The 17846-nt window shown below is 60.4% G+C and carries 18 protein-coding genes; 1 reads left to right on the forward strand and 17 read right to left on the reverse strand.

Features of this window, described 5'->3' with window-relative positions; all coding sequences use genetic code 11:
• Positions 1–47 precede the first annotated feature (47 nt).
• The 10 genes from RY113_RS11825 to RY113_RS11870 all read right to left on the reverse strand — a co-directional run bounded on the left by RY113_RS11825 (position 48) and on the right by RY113_RS11870 (position 9140).
• Positions 48–1550: an MFS transporter gene (locus RY113_RS11825; RefSeq protein ID WP_315914728.1), complete on the reverse strand. Its 1503-nt coding sequence runs from the start codon at positions 1548–1550 to the stop codon at positions 48–50.
• A 77-nt stretch (positions 1551–1627) separates the two neighbouring features.
• A complete protein-coding gene (locus tag RY113_RS11830; protein ID WP_315914729.1) occupies positions 1628–2134 on the reverse strand; it encodes a MarR family transcriptional regulator in 507 nt (168 codons plus the stop codon).
• Positions 2135–2315: 181 nt separating this feature from the next.
• Positions 2316–3209 carry a GNAT family N-acetyltransferase gene (locus RY113_RS11835; RefSeq protein WP_315914731.1) on the reverse strand — a complete coding sequence of 298 codons (894 nt, stop codon included), beginning with the start codon at positions 3207–3209 and terminating at the stop codon, positions 2316–2318.
• Positions 3166–4332, reverse strand: coding sequence for a flavodoxin-dependent (E)-4-hydroxy-3-methylbut-2-enyl-diphosphate synthase (gene ispG, locus RY113_RS11840; protein WP_110104389.1), 1167 nt, complete (start codon positions 4330–4332; stop codon positions 3166–3168). Before ispG ends, RY113_RS11835 begins: the two co-directional genes overlap by 44 nt.
• Before the next feature lie 150 nt (positions 4333–4482).
• Positions 4483–4776: a YciI family protein gene (locus RY113_RS11845; protein WP_110104390.1), complete on the reverse strand. Its 294-nt coding sequence runs from the start codon at positions 4774–4776 to the stop codon at positions 4483–4485.
• A 9-nt stretch (positions 4777–4785) separates the two neighbouring features.
• Positions 4786–5259 carry a hypothetical protein gene (locus RY113_RS11850; protein ID WP_315914734.1) on the reverse strand — a complete coding sequence of 158 codons (474 nt, stop codon included), beginning with the start codon at positions 5257–5259 and terminating at the stop codon, positions 4786–4788.
• Between the two features lie 60 nt (positions 5260–5319).
• Positions 5320–5976 carry a helix-turn-helix domain-containing protein gene (locus tag RY113_RS11855; protein WP_315914735.1) on the reverse strand — a complete coding sequence of 219 codons (657 nt, stop codon included), beginning with the start codon at positions 5974–5976 and terminating at the stop codon, positions 5320–5322.
• Between the two features lie 58 nt (positions 5977–6034).
• Positions 6035–7366: a site-2 protease family protein gene (locus RY113_RS11860; protein WP_315914829.1), complete on the reverse strand. Its 1332-nt coding sequence runs from the start codon at positions 7364–7366 to the stop codon at positions 6035–6037.
• Positions 7367–7388: 22 nt separating this feature from the next.
• The gene (gene dxr / locus RY113_RS11865; RefSeq protein ID WP_315914737.1) at positions 7389–8603 is read right to left on the reverse strand and encodes a 1-deoxy-D-xylulose-5-phosphate reductoisomerase; all 1215 of its coding nucleotides are present in this window, start codon (positions 8601–8603) and stop codon (positions 7389–7391) included.
• A gap of 33 nt (positions 8604–8636) precedes the next feature.
• On the reverse strand, positions 8637–9140 hold the full coding sequence (locus RY113_RS11870) for a MarR family winged helix-turn-helix transcriptional regulator (RefSeq protein WP_315914738.1): 504 nt from the start codon (positions 9138–9140) through the stop codon (positions 8637–8639).
• Positions 9141–9259: 119 nt separating this feature from the next.
• Here RY113_RS11870 and RY113_RS11875 point away from each other — a divergent pair, with 119 nt between their 5' ends.
• Positions 9260–9835, forward strand: coding sequence for an NADPH-dependent FMN reductase (locus RY113_RS11875; protein WP_110104396.1), 576 nt, complete (start codon positions 9260–9262; stop codon positions 9833–9835).
• Positions 9836–10003: 168 nt separating this feature from the next.
• Here RY113_RS11875 and RY113_RS11880 read toward each other — a convergent pair whose 3' ends face one another.
• The 7 genes from RY113_RS11880 to RY113_RS11910 are packed head-to-tail and all read right to left on the reverse strand — an operon-like array spanning position 10004 to position 17808.
• Positions 10004–10831, reverse strand: coding sequence for an HpcH/HpaI aldolase/citrate lyase family protein (locus RY113_RS11880; RefSeq protein ID WP_396334238.1), 828 nt, complete (start codon positions 10829–10831; stop codon positions 10004–10006).
• A 40-nt stretch (positions 10832–10871) separates the two neighbouring features.
• The gene (locus RY113_RS11885) at positions 10872–11381 is read right to left on the reverse strand and encodes a MaoC family dehydratase (protein WP_110104398.1); all 510 of its coding nucleotides are present in this window, start codon (positions 11379–11381) and stop codon (positions 10872–10874) included.
• Positions 11378–12031, reverse strand: coding sequence for a CoA transferase subunit B (locus RY113_RS11890; protein ID WP_110104399.1), 654 nt, complete (start codon positions 12029–12031; stop codon positions 11378–11380). The genes RY113_RS11885 and RY113_RS11890 overlap by 4 nt, the downstream gene beginning before the upstream one ends.
• A 2-nt stretch (positions 12032–12033) precedes the next feature.
• The gene (locus RY113_RS11895) at positions 12034–12888 is read right to left on the reverse strand and encodes a CoA transferase subunit A (protein WP_315914740.1); all 855 of its coding nucleotides are present in this window, start codon (positions 12886–12888) and stop codon (positions 12034–12036) included.
• A gap of 20 nt (positions 12889–12908) precedes the next feature.
• Entirely contained in the window at positions 12909–14072 is a 1164-nt protein-coding gene (locus tag RY113_RS11900) for an acyl-CoA dehydrogenase family protein (RefSeq protein ID WP_110104891.1), read from the reverse strand.
• 2 nt (positions 14073–14074) lie between these two features.
• Complete coding sequence (locus tag RY113_RS11905) at positions 14075–16192, reverse strand: biotin carboxylase N-terminal domain-containing protein (protein WP_315914741.1); 2118 nt, start codon at positions 16190–16192, stop codon at positions 14075–14077.
• 8 nt (positions 16193–16200) lie between these two features.
• Positions 16201–17808 carry a carboxyl transferase domain-containing protein gene (locus tag RY113_RS11910; protein ID WP_110104401.1) on the reverse strand — a complete coding sequence of 536 codons (1608 nt, stop codon included), beginning with the start codon at positions 17806–17808 and terminating at the stop codon, positions 16201–16203.
• Positions 17809–17846 lie beyond the last annotated feature (38 nt).

Genomic DNA, 17846 nt, shown 5'->3' on the forward strand with positions numbered 1-17846 from the left:
TTTGCGCAACAAGTTGCATAATAGTAGCGCACATCCAGTTGGCCCTACTAGCCAGCGGGCAGCTCTTGTTCACTGGTGTTCGCGGGGCGCATGGCTACCGTAGCTCGCAAGGGGGTGCCGCGAACCACGGTAATCGCCACCACAGACACGGCCGCAATCATGGCAGCAATGAGAAAGATGGGGCCAAAGGCGTCAGCATAGGCGTTGTGGAACACTTCCTGCACTGGGGCCGGAAGGTTGCTAATATCCAGCTGGGTGTCCCCTGAACCTGCGCCTGCGGCGATACCCAGCCGGTCCAATCCAGCAGCAAAATTCTCACTGACCTTGTGAGTGAGGACGCCTCCCAGCACGGCAACTCCAATGGCACCACCAAGGGAGCGGAAGAAGGCAACGGCCGCCGAGGCAGCACCAACCTCGGAGACGTCCACGGTGTTCTGGACAGCTAGGACAACGTTTTGGACCAAAGTACCAATCCCCAACCCCATCAGTGCCATAAAGATGGCGACAAAGACGTAGCTGCTCTCATGGTTGATGGTTCCCAAGCCCAACAGGCCAATCAGCATGATGATGCTGCCAACCATCATCACCGGCTTCCAACGGCCCATCCGGCTCACGAGCTGTCCGCCAACCATGGCTGAGAGCAGTTGGCCAATAATCATGGGGATACTCATGATTCCTGCCTGCGTGGGGCTCACTCCGAGACCGAGCTGGAAGTACTGGGTCAAGAAGACGCCCGAACCAAACATGCCCACGCCGGCCCCCACGCTGGCAATGATCATCCACACTGCAGTCTTATTGCGCAGTAGGCGCAGCGGAATCATTGGTTCGGCGGCCCGGAGCTCCACCACCACCAGCAGTGTGGCAGAAATCAAGACAGCCACCAGGAAGGCGCCGGACTCCCACGAAATCCAGTCATAATCGTTACCAGCGAAGGTCACCCACAGCATGGGCAGGGCCGCCGTGATCGCAACTAGAACACCGCCGGCGTAATCGATCTTGATCGATGCACGCTTAATGGTGGGCAGGTGCAGTTTCAGTTGGAGCAAGATCAGCGCAATTATGGCCAGCGGAACACTGACAAAGAAGGTCCAGCGCCAGTTAAGGGCATCGGTGATCACGCCGCCCAGTAGCGGTCCAGATACGGTAGCAACCGCCATGACAGCACCCATATATCCTGCGTACCGGCCCCTCTCACGGGGCGAAATTATGGAACCCATAATTGACTGCACTAGGGCCATGAGGCCACCCATGGCTATACCCTGTACGGCTCGTGCGCTCATCATCACTGGGATAGTGGTGGCGAATCCGGCCGCAATTGCTCCGGCCACGAACATGAGGATGGCGATCTGGGTCAGGAGTTTTTTACTAAATAAATCAGAAAGCTTGCCCCAGATGGGCGTCACAATGGTCATCGCCAAGAGGCTGGCCGTAATGACCCATGTGTATTGCCGCTGCGTGCCATGGAGGTCTGCCATGATGGTTGGCAGCGCTGTTGAGACGATGGTTGTGGAGATCATCGCGGTAAAGAGAGCGGCGAGAAGACCTGTCATCACCTGAAGAATTTCCCTGTGGGAATATTCTCTTGGCTCTTCCTGGAGGCTTTTCACAGCGGTGGACGTGGCGTCTTTCATGCCTCATGCTCGTTTCCGTTGTTATTTGTGGCTCCGAGACCAGCTTGCGCCGCCTCATTGCGCTCTGGTCCTTGCAGTACCTCAATGAGGTGGCCGTTTAATCTTTCAAGGATGTCGATTGCTTGCACAGCATCGCTTGTTGACCAGTCCGCCAGGGCGTGGGCAAATTGATTTACGGCCCGAGTTTCATTTTCTTCCAGCTGTCTGCGTCCGCGTTCAGTCATGGAGATTAGACACGCACGGGCGTCTTGGGGGTCTGGGCGCCGTTCAACCAAGGCTGCAGATTCAAGCGCTTCGACCGTTCTGGTTGCTACGGGTGCCGAAACTGAAAGCCGATGGGCCAGTTCACCCAAACGGACATCGCGGCCTCGAAGCTGCTGCAGAAATCCTAGTTTGGTTCCCGTCAACTCATGGGCCTGGCCCCGCTGACCGGCAACTCTGAAGGTGCGCCCTATCGCCACCATTTGGGAGAGGATGGCGCTGGCCTCATTGTGATCAATCACAGGTGTCCCCCTGGGTAGCTGAAGCTCTCAACACAATACTTGTTTGCGTTAAGCAACTATATTGCGGCCGAACCATGACGTCAAACCATGCGCTCCTCGAGGCAGGGAAAACCCTCCCCCAAGTTGTTGAGGGAATGAGGGGCGGGGCGTGAGTGATGGGGCCTTGAGTGATTGGGCGGGGCTAGAACAAAATAGTGGCGAAAGTTCCCACTTGTTCAAAACCGACCCGTTCGTAGCAAGCCCGAGCCTTCGTGTTGTAGTCATTGACGTACAGGCTTGTGACGGGGGCGTGTTTGCGCGCCAACTCAACCACGGCTGCCATGTAGCCAGCACTTAGGCCCTGCCCCCGGCGTTCCGGATTCACCCACACACCCTGCACTTGGGTGGCGTAGGAGGTGACAGCACCCAGATCTGCCTTGAAAATCACCTCGCCCACCTCATCTCCATGGCTGAAGGAGAAGCCGTTACTGATGAGCCAGGCAACACGACGGCGATAGTTGGCTTCTCCGCCCAGAAAGGGTGAGTAGCCAACTTCTTCTTCAAACATGGCAGCCGCGGCTACAAGGATTTCGGAAAATTGTCCAGATTCACTCACGGTCAACGCCGGGTTGGGGGCCACCAATGGCGGTCCCGAGATGGCTAAGAGTGGCTGATTCGCCCTGATATCTTGAGCGGTAATCCCTGCACCTTGGAGCACTTCCATGATGGCCAAGGTGGGTTCAGCCGGTCCAAAAATTGAGGCATGAGGTTCCCAATTCTCCACCATCCACCGGCCAAAGGCACGGGCATGCTCGGCGGTGGACTCTATGGGAACCACGTTGGAACCCACCCAGCAGGCGGCGGCCAAGCTGACGCCGTCGTCCTCGAAGGAGCCCAACATGAGCGCCCCAGGGAAGGCGGGTACGGCACTGCTGTTTTGCGTGAGCAGCGAGTCAACGAAGACGTTGGCCACGCGGTCACGCGCAATCAAGGCCCGGAGCGCGCCCGTATCCCTGTGGACAAGGACGCGCACCGGCTCATGGGTGGTCTCCTTAGGAAACGGTAACCACGGGGCCACCCGGGAGAGTCTGCTCATCGGCGTCGGACTCCATCTCTTCGGCAAGTCTCATGGCTTCTTCAATGAGTGTCTCAACAATTTGGTCCTCGGGCACAGTCTTAATGACTTCTCCCTTCACAAAAATCTGGCCCTTGCCGTTGCCCGAAGCCACACCCAGATCGGCCTCACGGGCTTCGCCGGGGCCGTTGACAACGCAACCCATGACGGCCACGCGCAGCGGAACTTCCATGCCTTCGAGGCCAGCAGTGACTTCCTCAGCCAACTTGTACACATCCACCTGGGCGCGGCCACAGGACGGGCAGGAGACAATCTCCAGCTTGCGAGGGCGCAGGTTCAACGACTGCAGGATCTGGTTGCCCACCTTGATTTCCTCCACAGGCGGTGCAGAAAGTGAGACTCGAATGGTGTCGCCAATGCCTTTGGAGAGCAGCGCACCGAAGGCCACTGCGGACTTGATGGTGCCTTGGAATGCCGGCCCGGCCTCGGTGACACCCAGGTGGAGCGGCCAATCGCCTTGTTCGGCGAGCATCTCGTAGGCGGCCACCATGATAACGGGGTCATTGTGCTTGACGGAAATCTTGAAATCGTGGAAGCCGTGCTCTTCAAAGAGTGAAGCTTCCCAGACTGCTGACTCCACCAAGGCTTCAGGAGTGGCCTTGCCGTATTTCTTCATGATGCCCGGTTCCAGCGATCCGGCGTTGATACCAATACGAATGGAGGTGCCATGATCTTTGGCAGCCCTGGCGATTTCCTTGATCTGATCATCAAATTTACGGATATTGCCGGGGTTCACGCGTACCGCGGCGCAACCGGCCTCAATGGCGGCAAAGACATACTTGGGCTGAAAGTGAATGTCTGCGATGACAGGAATTTGGGACTTGCGCGCAATGATGGGCAGCGCCTCGGCATCATCTTGCGACGGGCAGGCAACACGGACAATATCGCAACCGGACGCTGTGAGTTCCGCAATCTGCTGCAGAGTCCCATTGATGTCAGTGGTGGGTGTGGTGGTCATGGACTGCACGCTAATGGGTGAATCCGAGCCAACACCCACGGGACCGACCTTGATTTGCCGGGTCTTGCGACGCGGTGCAAGCACTGGCGGCGGCAACTGCGGCATGCCGAGACTGACGGAGGTCAAAATATGCTCCTAGGAGTTCTTTATATTCAAATACTGCGGCAGCAGCACCAGTTTTTGGCGCCGCAAAAGAAAATCCACAGCATCTACCTTAGATTGTAGGCTCGATGACTGCTTTTTACGGGACTGCTGCGGTTTACCCGCCAGTGACTTTTATCCTACGTAGCTGCTGAGCTTACCAATGACAGGGTTCCAAGCGGAGATCTTTAGCCCTGTGACACCGCCGCCAATGGTCATGGGATCCTGCGCCACCAGGTCCTGAACGGCGCCCTGGTTTTCAGCACGGAAGATCAGAAGTGCCCCGGCACCGTCACCATAAGGGCCCGAGGCCAGCACAACATCTGCTTCGGCCTGCGCGGCAAGCCATTCCCGGTGCTGGGGGCGGTGCTCTACACGGGCAGCTTCTGCCTCTGGACCATAGATATATTCAACAGCGAAAATAGACATGGTTTCACCTTATAACAGGAGAGCTTTGGCCAGCACCGCAACGCTGGCCGAGAACAACATTGACGCCAATGTACCAATAATGAAGCGCTCACTGGCCGCGGGAGTGTCCTTCAATTCCGGGTACCTCCCCAAACCCTTGATGGCCACAACATAGGCTATGGCCACCGGTTGCCCGGCCAGGATGGCTACCGCCACAGCCGCACGCTCCAGAACCCCGATCAATAATCCACCGCGCAGAACCTCAGCGCCGTGCTCCGGCTCAGTGCTTACTTCCGACTCAGTGCTTACTCCCGGCTGCGCAGCCGCTGGGAAGGGTTCGGCAACCTCCAGTGCCCCGTCCTCTGGCCGTGGGCCGTCAGCAGCCTCGGCAGCATCCACAGCCCGTACTGTCTTAGACTTTGCGAATTTGAGAAGTCCTGCCGTTACGGGCCAGCCGCCCACAATAGCCACCAGCAAAGTAGCCGTTATCCACAATGCTTCCATGCACTCTCCTTACGTTCGCGCCGGCTCGGCGCGGGCCTATGATGGCGATGCCCCCTCAATTTAGCCCGAAGCACTGACATTGAGCGCACGTTCGCTGGGCCATGGGACAGTGAGTGCCCGTTGGGCCTGGCGCAAAAGCAGTGCGGCGGCGCGGCGCCCATTACGTTCTTCCCGGTGAGCTGAGCGAAGGATGGCCTTACTGACGGCTTGAGGGCTAATCCCTAGCACTAGGGCAACATCTTTCTGAGGCGCATTCGGGTCCGCCTCCAGAGCATCAATCACACGCCACTCGGCACTGGAACGCTTGCGAATTACATCACCTAAGAGCACTAGCACTGCCTCGGCTGCGCCGGACCACTCAGCGGCCGCCGGCGAGGGGCTCCACACACACAAGGGAACCCGCTCCCCTGTCTTCTTGGCTGTTTCCACAGCCTCCCGGGCGGCCACAAAAGCATCGCCGGAGGCTTCTCTGGATTGCTCAGGTAAAGGCAAATCAACACCGCCGATCCCAATGCCTATGTACCAATCAAGCTCCCGCAGTACTCGGACAACAGTTTCTAGAACTGCTTCCGGGTCTGCCAGTAAACCTTGAACCTCATCTCCCACAGTGCGCTCAAACCCCAGGACCGTGGGCACATCAGCGAGCAGCGCCAACAGCTCCGGCACGCGATCCCCGTGGCTGCGACTACCCCGTTGGTCAATCGTTACAACAAACATGAATAAACCATAAATGATTGTTTTCTATTTATCAACCATTTAAGTGCGATTCATGGGCTTACCCGAAGAGATTCACTGGCTTAACAATGTCAGCGTAGATCAGCAGCGCACCCATGGCGATCAGCACTACTGCGGCCACATAGGTCACCGGCAGCATCTTGGCGATATCGAAGGGGCCAGGATCCTTGCGCTTGAGCACCTTGGCAACTGTGCGCCGCGCCCCTTCATACAAGGCCCCCAGGACGTGACCGCCGTCCAGCGGCAACAGCGGGATCAAGTTGAAGACAAACAGTGCCAGGTTGACCCCGGCCAGCAAGCTGACAAGCGTGGCGACGCGTGAGCTCAAGGGGATGTCCTCCATGGCGGCCACCTCGCCGGCAACCCGCCCAACGCCCACCACGGAGATGGGTCCGTTGGGGTCGCGCGGTTCGGAGCTGAACGCCGCTTGGGCCACGCCCACCAGTTTCTGCGGCAATTGGAAAACTATCCCGCCAATTTGGGCGATGTTCTCCCCCACAACAGGAAGGACGGCCGACGCCGGCTGCCGCACCATGGCCGAGGTGGGACCAACGCCGAGGAACCCCGCCTGAACTGTGACGGTGGTTCCGGAGGCGTCCACTTCCGCTTGACCATTGGCACCAATGACGGGGCGGGCGGTCAGAACCGGGGTGATGGTTGTGGAAATATTCTGGCCACCGCGCTCATACACCAGCGGCACGCTCTGGCCGGCCGCGGCACGCACCCAGCTAGTAAAGGTAGTCCAATCGGTGACTTCCTTGCCATCAAAGGACTTGATAGTGTCCCCTGGCTTGAGTCCGGCGGCGGCCGCGGGGGTCTGTGTGCAGTTATTGAGATTAACAGGTACGGGGTCTCCGAATGCCACTTGGCAGGCGTTGACTTCGGCAACCGTGGTGGTGGGCGCAGCCATGCCAAAGCCCATCAGCAGCACACCCATGAGCACCACCCCAATGAGCAGGTTCATGAAAGGCCCGCCCAGCATGATGATGATCTTCTTCCACACCGGCAGTTTGTAGAAGACCCTGTTGGAGTCGTCGGGGCCCACTTCCTCATGGGCCACACTGCGGGCTTCCGTAGCCAGCGTCTGGAACATGCCGGTACTGGAGGGCCGGACACTGCCGTCCGTGGGGTTCGGCGGATACATCCCGATCATGGCCACATATCCGCCAGCGGGGATGGCCTTGATGCCGTATTCGGTCTCACCCTTTTTCCTTGACCACATGGTGGGCCCGAAGCCAATCATGTAGCGGGTGACGCGGACCTTGAACAACTTGGCGGGCAGCAGATGGCCCACCTCGTGGAGCGCGATTGACAAGGCAATCCCGATGGCAACGAAGAGCACTCCGCCAATGAAAAGTAAGACAGTCACAATGTACTTCCTGCGTTGAAGATTCTCAGCCCTTGGTGGCCAGCAGCTCGTTGGTGCGTGCGCGGGCCCATTCTTCAGCTTCTAATACGCTCTGGAGCGTTAGCTGCGAACTGGGTGTGTGTTCACCGAGAACTTGCGCAATGGTGTCCACAATATCCAAGAAGCCTATCCTTCCGGCATGGAAGGCATGGACCGCTTCCTCGTTGGCGGCGTTGTAGACGGCTGGGCAGGTACTCCCCCGGCGCGCAGCCTCCTTGGCCAGTTCGACGGCGGGGAAGGCCACGTTATCCAGTGGCTCGAACGTCCAGGTCGCCGCCTTGGTCCAGTCGCAGGCCTGTGCTGCGCCGGGGACTCGCTCCGGCCAGCCGAGCCCCAGTGCAATGGGCAGGCGCATGTCTGGAGGAGACGCCTGGGCCATGGTGGAACCATCGGTGAACTGCACCATGGAGTGCACCACTGATTGGGGATGCACCACGGCCTCGATCCTCTCCAGCGGAACATCAAAGAGCAGGTGGGCCTCGATGACTTCCAGGCCCTTATTGACCAGGGTGGCCGAGTTGGTGGTAACCATGGGGCCCATATCCCACGTAGGGTGCTTGAGCGCCTGCGCTGGCGTCACATCCGCCAATTCCGCCCGGCTTCGGCCGCGGAAGGGACCACCGGATGCTGTCACAATCAACTTCTGAACCTCATCTGCCGTGCCAGCGCGCAGCGCCTGGGCCAAGGCTGAGTGCTCCGAATCGACAGGCACCAGCTGGCCTGGGGATGCGGCTTCCTTCACGAGGGCTCCGCCCACAATCAGGGACTCCTTATTCGCCAGCGCCAGGATGGCGGAGGTACCCAGCGCGGCAAGTGTTGGCGCCAAGCCGATGGAGCCAGTGATGGCGTTGAGCACCACCTCGGCACCCTCGGGGGTTCCTGCACCCCAAGCAGCGATGACGGTGGAGGCATCCGGGCCGGAGAAAATCTCCGGGGCGAAGCCTGCCAAACCGACCGCGGCGGCACGGGAGTCAATCAGGGAACGCAAGGTCCCGGCGTCGTGCGTGGAAATACCCACGGCCAGAACCCGCAGGGAAACAGCCTGTTGTGCCAAAAGTTCAAGGTTCCCACCGCCGGCGCTGATGGCACTGACGCTGAAGCGGGGACTGCCGTCGGGGAGGGTGGCTTGGCCGACGACGTCGATCGCTTGCGTTCCGATGGAGCCTGTGGAGCCGAGGATGATGATTTTACGATGCGCCATGATGATAAGTATTCCGCACTTGCTGCGACGAATTCACCACAGCCCGCGCTCCTCGGCGGCGTGGCGGATGAGGATGAGTGTTTCCAGGAGCTGATTCTGCGCAGCTGGCGTGAGGGGGTCGAAGATAACTTCGCGCACCATGGTGACGTGGCCAGGCGCCGCGCCCCGGATCTTCTCCCAGCCCGCCTGGGTTAACGCGATTTCCTGGCCACGGCCATCGGACCTGGCGGCACAGCGGTGGAGGAACCCTCTGGATTCCATGCGTTTGAGCAGGTGGGAGACTCGGGACCGTTCCCAGCCAAGCGTTGCGGCGAGATCTCCCGAGCGCAGGGCCCCCTGGCTCGATTCCGAGACGGCCGCCAAGATGGAATACTCCACGCCTGAGACATCGGCGTCCTCGAGAAGTTGGCGGTCAAGGGCACGTGGCAGACCCCTCGCGAACTCGCGTAACTCCAACCACATGAGCTGCTCATTCTCGTTGAGCCAGCGCGTCTGCTCCTGGGCCGACTTTTTGGGAGCCTCCATAGTTTTGCTCACATCCCTTCGAGGTAGTTGACATATCAAGTATGTCCGGTTCATGATGGAAACATCAAGTTTTAATTGACACGTCACCTACATTGGCTGGCGCGCCGCCCCATCATCAAGGAGAAAACAGCATGAGCAAAATCGCCATCGTCACCGGTTCCACCCGTCCCGGCCGTGTCAACACGGGCGTTGCAGAGTGGGTTCTGGCACAAGCTCAGCTGCGCGGTGACGCGGAGTACCAACTCGTGGACATCGCTGATTTCAATCTCCCTGTCTTGGATGAGGCCTACCCCGCTGGCTTCCAGAACTACCAGAACGATCACACAAAAGTCTGGGCCGCCACGATGAACGAGTTCGACGGCTATATCTTCATCACCGGCGAATATAACCACTCGGTGCAGCCTGCCCTGGCGAACGCCATCTCTTACCTGAACGTCGAGTTCAACAACAAGGCTGCTGGCATGGTCGGCTACGGCTCGGCCTTCGGAGTTCGCGCCATGGAGCACCTGCGGGGCATCCTTTCCGAGCTGCAGGTTGCGCATGTTCAAAAGACAGGCATGTTCTCTCTGTTCACTGACTTTGAGAACTTCTCCACGTTCACACCGACCGAGCTCCAAGCCGCATCGCTGGCCCCCATGCTGGACCAGCTCATTCCGTGGACAAACGCCATGAAGAGCGTGCGCGAGTCAGCCCTAGCCACCGCCTAACCCCTTCCCAACGCTCGGTTACATTCGGGTGATTAATGAGGAACGCTTTCTCACATGCATGAGCGTTCCTTACTAATCACCCGAAGCTGCAGGAGCGTCTATGCAAAGTGCGCCGAAAGTAACCGAGCGTTGGGTTTACGCGTTGGGTTTAGGCGCTGGCGCTGTGACCTAGGCGCTGGCTCGGCGCAGCGTCGCCTCGGCGTGCAGCAGAATCGGAGAGTCCACCATCTGGCCCTTGAAGGCAAAAACACCCGTGCCTGCATCCGCCGCCGCAGCCAATAGCTCCTGCGCGGCAGCTACCTGCTCATCTGAGGGCCGGTACGCCTCCCGAATAACTGCCACCTGCGAGGGGTGAATGCTCGCCTTCGCAGCGAAGCCGCTGGCTACCGCGTCCTCCGCCTCGACGCCGAGCCCCGCAAGGTCGGCAAAGTCGGCATAAATGGAGTCAATGGCAACCTTCCCCGCACCCCCGGCCGCCAGCAGGAGCATCGAACGCGCCTGCGTTGCCACAGCGCGGTACTCTCCAACCCGGGGTCCGGAGGTGAACCGGCTAGAAGTTCCGCCCAGGGATGCCACCAAATCCTCCGCCCCCCACATCAGGGCCACAACATTGGGCAGCTGCGCCAACGCCGGCGCCGCCAGAATCCCGGGCGCGCTTTCGCACAACACCACCACTGAGTAGTCCGTGAGTGCTGCGATAGCCTGAACATCCGCTGCCTTGGCGACCATGACGGTTCGGTACGGGCTGCGAGCAACGGCGGCCAGATCCAAGGCGGCGTCTGGGGTGTCAAGTGCGTTGATGCGCACCATGGTGTGTGCCGGATCCAGCCCACTGGCCACCATATTCTCGCGCGCCGCCGCCTTCGCCCCGGGCGCCACAGCATCTTCGAGATCAATAATCACGGCATCGGAGCGTTGGGCCGCCTTGGCAAAACGCTCAGGCCTGTCCGCCGGGGCAAATAACAGCGCCGGGCCCATTCTGAATTCCTGACTCACTGAAATTGTGCGCTCCTTCTTATCTACTCAATGGGCTTATCTAGTCATGGGGCTTGAGCCAAAATAGTGCGGTCCTGCTGGCTTTGCCCACCACGACGCCGTTTTGGTTGCGCCCAGTATGTTCCATCACCACAATGCCTTGTCCGGGACGGGATGCTGAGAGCCTCTTCGCCGTCACTACCGTCTCGGTGTAGAGGGTATCGCCGTGGAACAGCGGGTGCGGGAAAGAGATATCGCTCATCCCCAGCTGGGCCACGATGGTGCCCTGTGTCAGCTGAGCCACGGACTGTCCCACCATGGTAGCCAAGGTGAACATGGAGTTCATGATCCGCTGCCCAAACGGCTGCTCCGCACTCCATGCCGCATCAAGATGCAAGGCCTGCGTGTTCATGGTCATGGTGGTGAAAAGGACGTTGTCCGTTTCCGTCATGGTCCGGCCGGGCCGGTGCTGGTAGAGCACCTTCACTTGCAGTTCCTCGTAGTAGAGTCCGCGTTGAGTCACTACTTCAGGCCCACGGGCCTTGGGGTAGCCTGCGTGTCCGTCACTCATACGTTGTCCACATCATGCATCTCCAGGTTTAGTGGGGCCCCGGTTGCGGCTACTATCTGTTCAACACTGACATCCGGTGCCAGTTCCTTGAGAACCAGTCCGTCTGGGCTCACTTCAATGACAGCTAGGTCAGTGATGATCAGGTCTACGCAGCGCTTCCCTGTCAACGGCAGAGTACACCGCTGCAGGATCTTTGGGTTGCCTTCCCGATCAGTGTGTTCCATCATGACAATAAGTTTTTTGGCGCCGAACACCAGATCCATGGCCCCACCCATGCCCTTGACCATTTTGCCCGGGATCATCCAGTTGGCCAGGTCGCCATTGGCGGCCACCTGCATAGCGCCCAGAACGGCCACGTCAACGTGGCCACCGCGCACCATGCCAAAGGACAGCGCCGAGTCAAAGAACGCCGCACCTTTGTTGACGGTGACGGTCTCCTTGCCGGCGTTGATCAGATCCGGGTCCACGTCGGCATCCAGCGGATACGGGCCGGTGCCCAAAATCCCGTTCTCCGAGTGCAACACCACCTCCACCCCTGCGGGGATGTAGTTGGGGATCAGGGTGGGCATGCCAATGCCTAAGTTCACGTACTGTCCATTGCGCAGTTCTTGTGCCACACGGGCTGCCAGTTCATTGCGTGAAAGTGCCATGATTATGCTCCCTGTTCACTGGTGGGATGGGGCCCCGGGCGCGAGGGGTCCCCGGCCGAGCTTGCGAGGTTGGGAAGCGTTTGAGTACTCGACGCCGGACTGGTCACGGTACGTTTCTCAATCCGCTTCTCACTTCCGGGCGATCCGGCGGGAATATGGACCACGCGTTGGACGAAGATTCCGGGGACGTGGATATGTTCGGGATCCAGCTCACCGGGCTCTACCAGTTCCTCCACCTCGGCGATGGTGATCTTCCCGGCCATGGCACACAGCGGGTTGAAGTTCATGGCCGTCGCGTGGAATACGAGGTTGCCGTGGCGGTCTCCCCTCCACGCATGCACCAGGGCAAAATCGGGGGTGAGCGACTCCTCCAGGACAAACTCGTCCGTCCCAAAAGTGCGCACCTCCTTGGCGGGTGAGGCAATCTCAACCCCGCCGGCGCCGTTGTACTTGCGGGGCAGCCCACCCTCAGAGACCTGGGTGCCCACCCCGGCGGCGGTGTAGAAAGCGGGAATCCCTGCTCCCCCGGCCCGCAGCTTTTCGGCGAGTGTGCCCTGCGGAGTCAATTCCACCTCGAGTTCACCGGCCAAAAATTGCCGGGCGAACTCTTTGTTCTCTCCCACATAGGAGGAGATGGTGCGCCGGATCCGCCCGTCAGCAAGCAGTATCCCCAACCCCCAATCATCTACGCCGCAGTTGTTGGAGATGGTCTCCAGTTGGGAAATTTCGCCGTCGTAGAGGGCTTGGATGAGGGCCACGGGGATACCGCACAGACCAAACCCGCCCACGGCGAGGGAGGCGCCGTCGTGAATGTCATGGACGGCGGCGGCCGCGGAAGCAACTACTTTGTTGATCATGGCTGGTCCTTTCGGAAGTGTTACAAGCCCAGATCGCGGGCTATGAGCATGAGCTGAACTTCGGTGGTTCCTTCACCAATCTCTAGAATCTTCGAGTCACGGTAGTGGCGGGCCACGGGGAACTCGTTGATGAACCCATAACCTCCGAAAACCTGTGTGGCATCCCTGGCATTGTCCATGGCCGCCTCACTTGCGACCATCTTAGCGATGGCAGCTTCGGTCTTGAAGGGCTTGCCGGCGAGCATGCGTGAGGCGGCGTCATAGTAGGCCAACCGGGCCACGTGGGCGCGGGTTTGCATGCGGGCAATCTTGAAGGAGATGCCTTGGTAGTGGCCAATGTTATGGCCGAAGGCGCTGCGTTCCTTCGCGTAGCGGACGGCCTCGTCAACACAGCCCTGGGCGGTGCCGGTTGCCAGCGCCGCGATGGCGATGCGCCCCTCATCGAGGATGGACAAAAAGTTGGCGTAGCCGCGGCCGCGCTCCCCCAGCAGGTTCTCCTCCGGTACGCGGGCGCCGGCTAAGGTGAGCGGGTGCGTGTCCGAGGCGTTCCAGCCCACCTTGTTGTACGCCTTTTCCACCGTGAACCCGGGGGTGCCGTTGGGCACAATGATGGTGGAGATTTCTTTCTTGATGGATCCGTTGGCCCGTTCGTGGGTGTCCGTGACAGCGGTGACGGTCACAAATTTCGTGATGGACGTCCCGGAGTTGGTGATGAATTGCTTGGACCCGTCAATAACCCATTGCCCGTTCTCGAGGCGCGCCTTGGTGGCGGTGCCCCCGGCGTCGGATCCGGCGTCGGGCTCGGTCAGGCCGAAGCCTGCGAGCGCGCTACCGGAGGTTAGTTGCGGCAGCCACGCTTCCTTTTGCGCCTGGGTGCCAAAGCGGTGGATGGGCATGGCGCCGAGCGAGACGCCTGCCTCCAGGGTGATGGCGACGGATTGGTCTACCCGGCCCAGCTGCTCGAGGGCGAGTGAGAGCGCGAAGTAGTCTCCGCCCATCCCGCCGAATTCCTCCGGGAAGGGCAGCCCAAACAGGCCCAGCTCACCCATTTGCGCCACCACTTCGTAGGGGAAGCTGTGTTCCTCGTCGTGTTTGGCGGAGACGGGGGCCACCACGTGATCGGCAAAGTCCGCCACCATGTTGCTAAGGGCCTGGTACTCGTCATTGAGTTCAAAGTTTGGCACTGTCATTCCCCTTCAGGAGTATCTTCTTGAATGCTTGCAACAATTTGATCCGCCTTGACTAGCACACCCACGGCTACGCCAATGTGTACGGTTCCGGCCATGGGTGCCACTATTTGGTGTTCCATTTTCATGGCCTCCACCGCAAGCAGCACGTCCCCTGCCTCAACCCGCTGCCCCGTAGCCGCGTTGACCACGGTCACGGTTCCGGGCATGGGGCTGCGCAGCTGTGGATCCGCCGCTGCGTCCGCCCGTTGAAGTCCGGCGATCATGCGTGCGGTGGCCGCGTCCCTGTCCAGGTGCACCAGTTCAACGCTCCAGCCGCCGCTGCCCAAAAATACCGTGTCCCCCTGGTGGGCAAAATGGTAGTCGTTGAGCAGACCATCGGCGCTCACCTCCTGGGGTCCCTCACCCAGTCCACTGACATTTACGACGCCGGGACCTTCCATCACCCCGCGGCCACGGTTACCGCTGACCGTCACCACTTCGGTGCGGCCAGGTGCCGCCCAAACGGATCGCCACGGCTCAGGTTCACCCAGACGCCAGCCATCGCTGCGCTCCCACGGGCGGGGCGGCTCCGCAGCTGGCGCTCCCGCTTGCCCCGCTTGCCGCGCAGCCACCTGCGCCAGTGACGTGGGCTTGGCATCGAGCGCCCAGGGCGCCACGGCGTATTCCTTGGCACTGATGGCACGGAATTTCATGCCCGGCAGTTTGCGTTCAATCAGGTTGGTATCCAGATGCCCGGCTTGGACGTGCGGATCGGCAAGGAGCAGGCGCAGGTACTCGATGTTGGTGGGCAATCCCAGCACCAGGTAATGGGCGAGCGCCTGATCCAGCCGTGACAGGGATTGCGCCCGGTCCGCACCCCAGGCGATGACCTTAGCCAACATGGGATCGTAGTTGGCGGAGATCTCTAGCCCGTCCATCAGCGAGGAGTCCACGCGCACACCCTCACGCCTGGCCACTGACTCATCAAGTGCCATCACTGTTCCGGTAGCCGGTAGGAATCCCTCGGCAGGATTCTCTGCGTACACCCGGGCCTCTGTAGCGTGCCCCTCAAGACTCACAGCGTCCTGGTCAAAGTCCAAGGCTTCCCCTGCGGCAATGCGGACCTGCCATTCCACCAGGTCCAGGGACTCCCCGGACACCCGGACCACCATTTCGGTGACGGGGTGTTCTACCTGCAACCGGGTGTTCATCTCCATGAAGAAGAACTCATCGGGGGCATCGTTAGAGACAATGAATTCCACGGTTCCTGCACCGGTGTAGTTAACGCTGGCTGCTGCGGCACAGGCTGCGGCCCCGAGCCGGGCACGGATGGCGGCGCCGTCCGGGGCGTCGGTGAGTAGCGGCGAGGGCGCCTCCTCAATAACTTTTTGATGGCGGCGCTGCAGCGAGCATTCGCGTTCTCCCAGATGCACCACAGTGCCGAAGGTGTCCCCCAAAATCTGTACCTCGATGTGGCGCGGGTTTGCCACCAGGCGTTCCAGGAACAAGGTGTCATCACCAAAGGAGGAAGCGGCCACACGCCGGGCCGTTGCCAGCGCAGCCGGCAGCTCCCCGGGCGAAAACACGTTCACCATGCCCTTGCCGCCACCACCGGCGGAGGGCTTGATGAGCAGCGGGTAACCGATGCCTGGCGCTGCGGCTATCAGGGCCGCATTACTGAGCCCCGGCTCGGAGATGCCGGGGACCACGGGCACCCCGGCGGCTGCCACATGGTTCTTGGAGCGGATCTTATCTCCCATGACGTTCAGGGCTTCAATATTGGGACCAATGAATGTGATCCCGGCATCAGAAAGAGCCTGGGCGAATGCCAGGTTTTCGGACAGGAAACCGTAGCCGGGGTGGACAGCCTGGGCACCCGATGCCTGGCAGGCAACAATGACGGCGTCAATGTTCAGGTAGCTTTCGGTGGCCGGGGCGGGGCCAATGCAGATGGCCGTGTCGGCTTCGCGCACGTGGCGTGCTCCGGCGTCGGCCGTTGAATACACCGCAACACTGCGGATACCCAGGCTGCGCAAGGTGGCGATGACGCGGCAGGCAATTTCGCCACGGTTGGCCACCAAGACGGTATCAAACAGGACCGTATCAAAAGTGGCGGTATCAAAGAGAGGGCTCACAACGGGGCTCACATTCTAAAGAGACCGAAGGAGGTCTCGGGCAACGGGGTGCGGGCGCATACATCCAGGGCCAGGCCCAAGACGGTGCGGGTGTCAGCGGGGTCAATCACGCCGTCATCCCACAGGCGGGCGGTGGCGTAGTAGGGGCTTCCTTGGTCCTCGAACTGGGCCAAGATGGGCGCCTTGAACGCTGCTTCTTCCTCGGCGGACCATTGATCCCCGCGGCCTTCAATCTGGTCCCGCTTGACGGTAGCCAGCACGGAGGAAGCCTGATTGCCACCCATGACGGAGATGCGCGAGGCCGGCCAGGTCCACAGGAAGCGGGGGCTGTAGGCACGCCCGCACATGGAGTAGTTGCCGGCGCCGAAGGATCCGCCCACAATGACGCTCAGTTTGGGCACCCGCGCCGTGGCAACGGCCGTGACCATCTTGGCCCCGTGCTTGGCAATACCACCGTGCTCGTAGTCCTTGCCCACCATGAAGCCGTTGAGATTCTGCAAAAAGATCAACGCAATACCGCGCTGATCGCACAGTTCAATGAAGTGCGCACCCTTCAAAGCCGATTCGCTAAACAACACACCGTTGTTGGCCACAATACCCACCGGATGGCCATGCAGGGTGGCAAATCCGGTGACTAGGGTGGTGCCGTAGTTCTTCTTGAACTCGTGAAATTTGCTGCCATCCACCAGCCGGGCGATGATCTCGCGGATGTCATAGGCCGTGTTCAGATCGGTTGGCACGGCGCCATAAAGCTCTGAGGGTTCGACGGCGGGTGGCTGGCTTGCGCCCACGGACCAGGCCGGTGCGGGGTTGGGCGGCAGCGTTGCCACGATGTCGCGGATGATGGACAGTGCGTGCTCGTCGTTTTCGGCCAGATGATCCACCACGCCGGAGATGCCCGCGTGGACCTCCCCTCCGCCGAGTTCCTCCGCTGTGACAATCTCACCGATGGCGGCTTTCACCAGCGGTGGACCACCCAAAAAGATGGTGCCCTGATTGCGCACAATGACCGTTTCATCGCTCATGGCAGGCATGTATGCGCCTCCTGCGGTACATGAACCCATGACGGCGGCAATCTGGGGGATTTTCCGGGCAGACATCTTTGCCTGGTTGAAGAAGATACGGCCAAAGTGTTCCTTGTCCGGGAACACCTGATCCTGCTTGGGGAGGAACGCCCCACCGGAATCCACTAGATAAAGGCAGGGCAGCCGGTTTTCCAGCGCAATTTCCTGGGCACGAAGGTGCTTCTTTACCGTGAGTGGATAGTACGTACCGCCCTTGACCGTGGCGTCATTACACACCACCATGACGTGGCGCCCGGCAACCAGCCCAATGCCAGCGATCACACCGGCACTCGGGGACGCGCCCTCGTACATGCCATGGGCAGCCAGCGGGGAAATCTCCAGGAACGGGCTGCCTTCATCGAGCAGGTGCCCGATCCGGTCCCGGGGTAAGAGTTTCCCGCGCGCCACGTGCCGCTGACGGGATTTTTCCGGACCACCGCGCGCCGCCACTGCCAATTCCTCGCGCAGTCGCGCCACAAGGGCTCGTTGTTGGGCATCGTTGCGCGCAAACGCCTCCCCCGCCGGGTCAACCCGGCTCACCAAAGTCTCCATCGACTCCTCATTCGGTCCATAACAGCTACACTTGGTTA

Source organism: Arthrobacter sp. lap29, from assembly GCF_032458965.1.
Taxonomy (GTDB): Bacteria; Actinomycetota; Actinomycetes; order Actinomycetales; family Micrococcaceae; genus Specibacter; species Specibacter psychrochitiniphilus.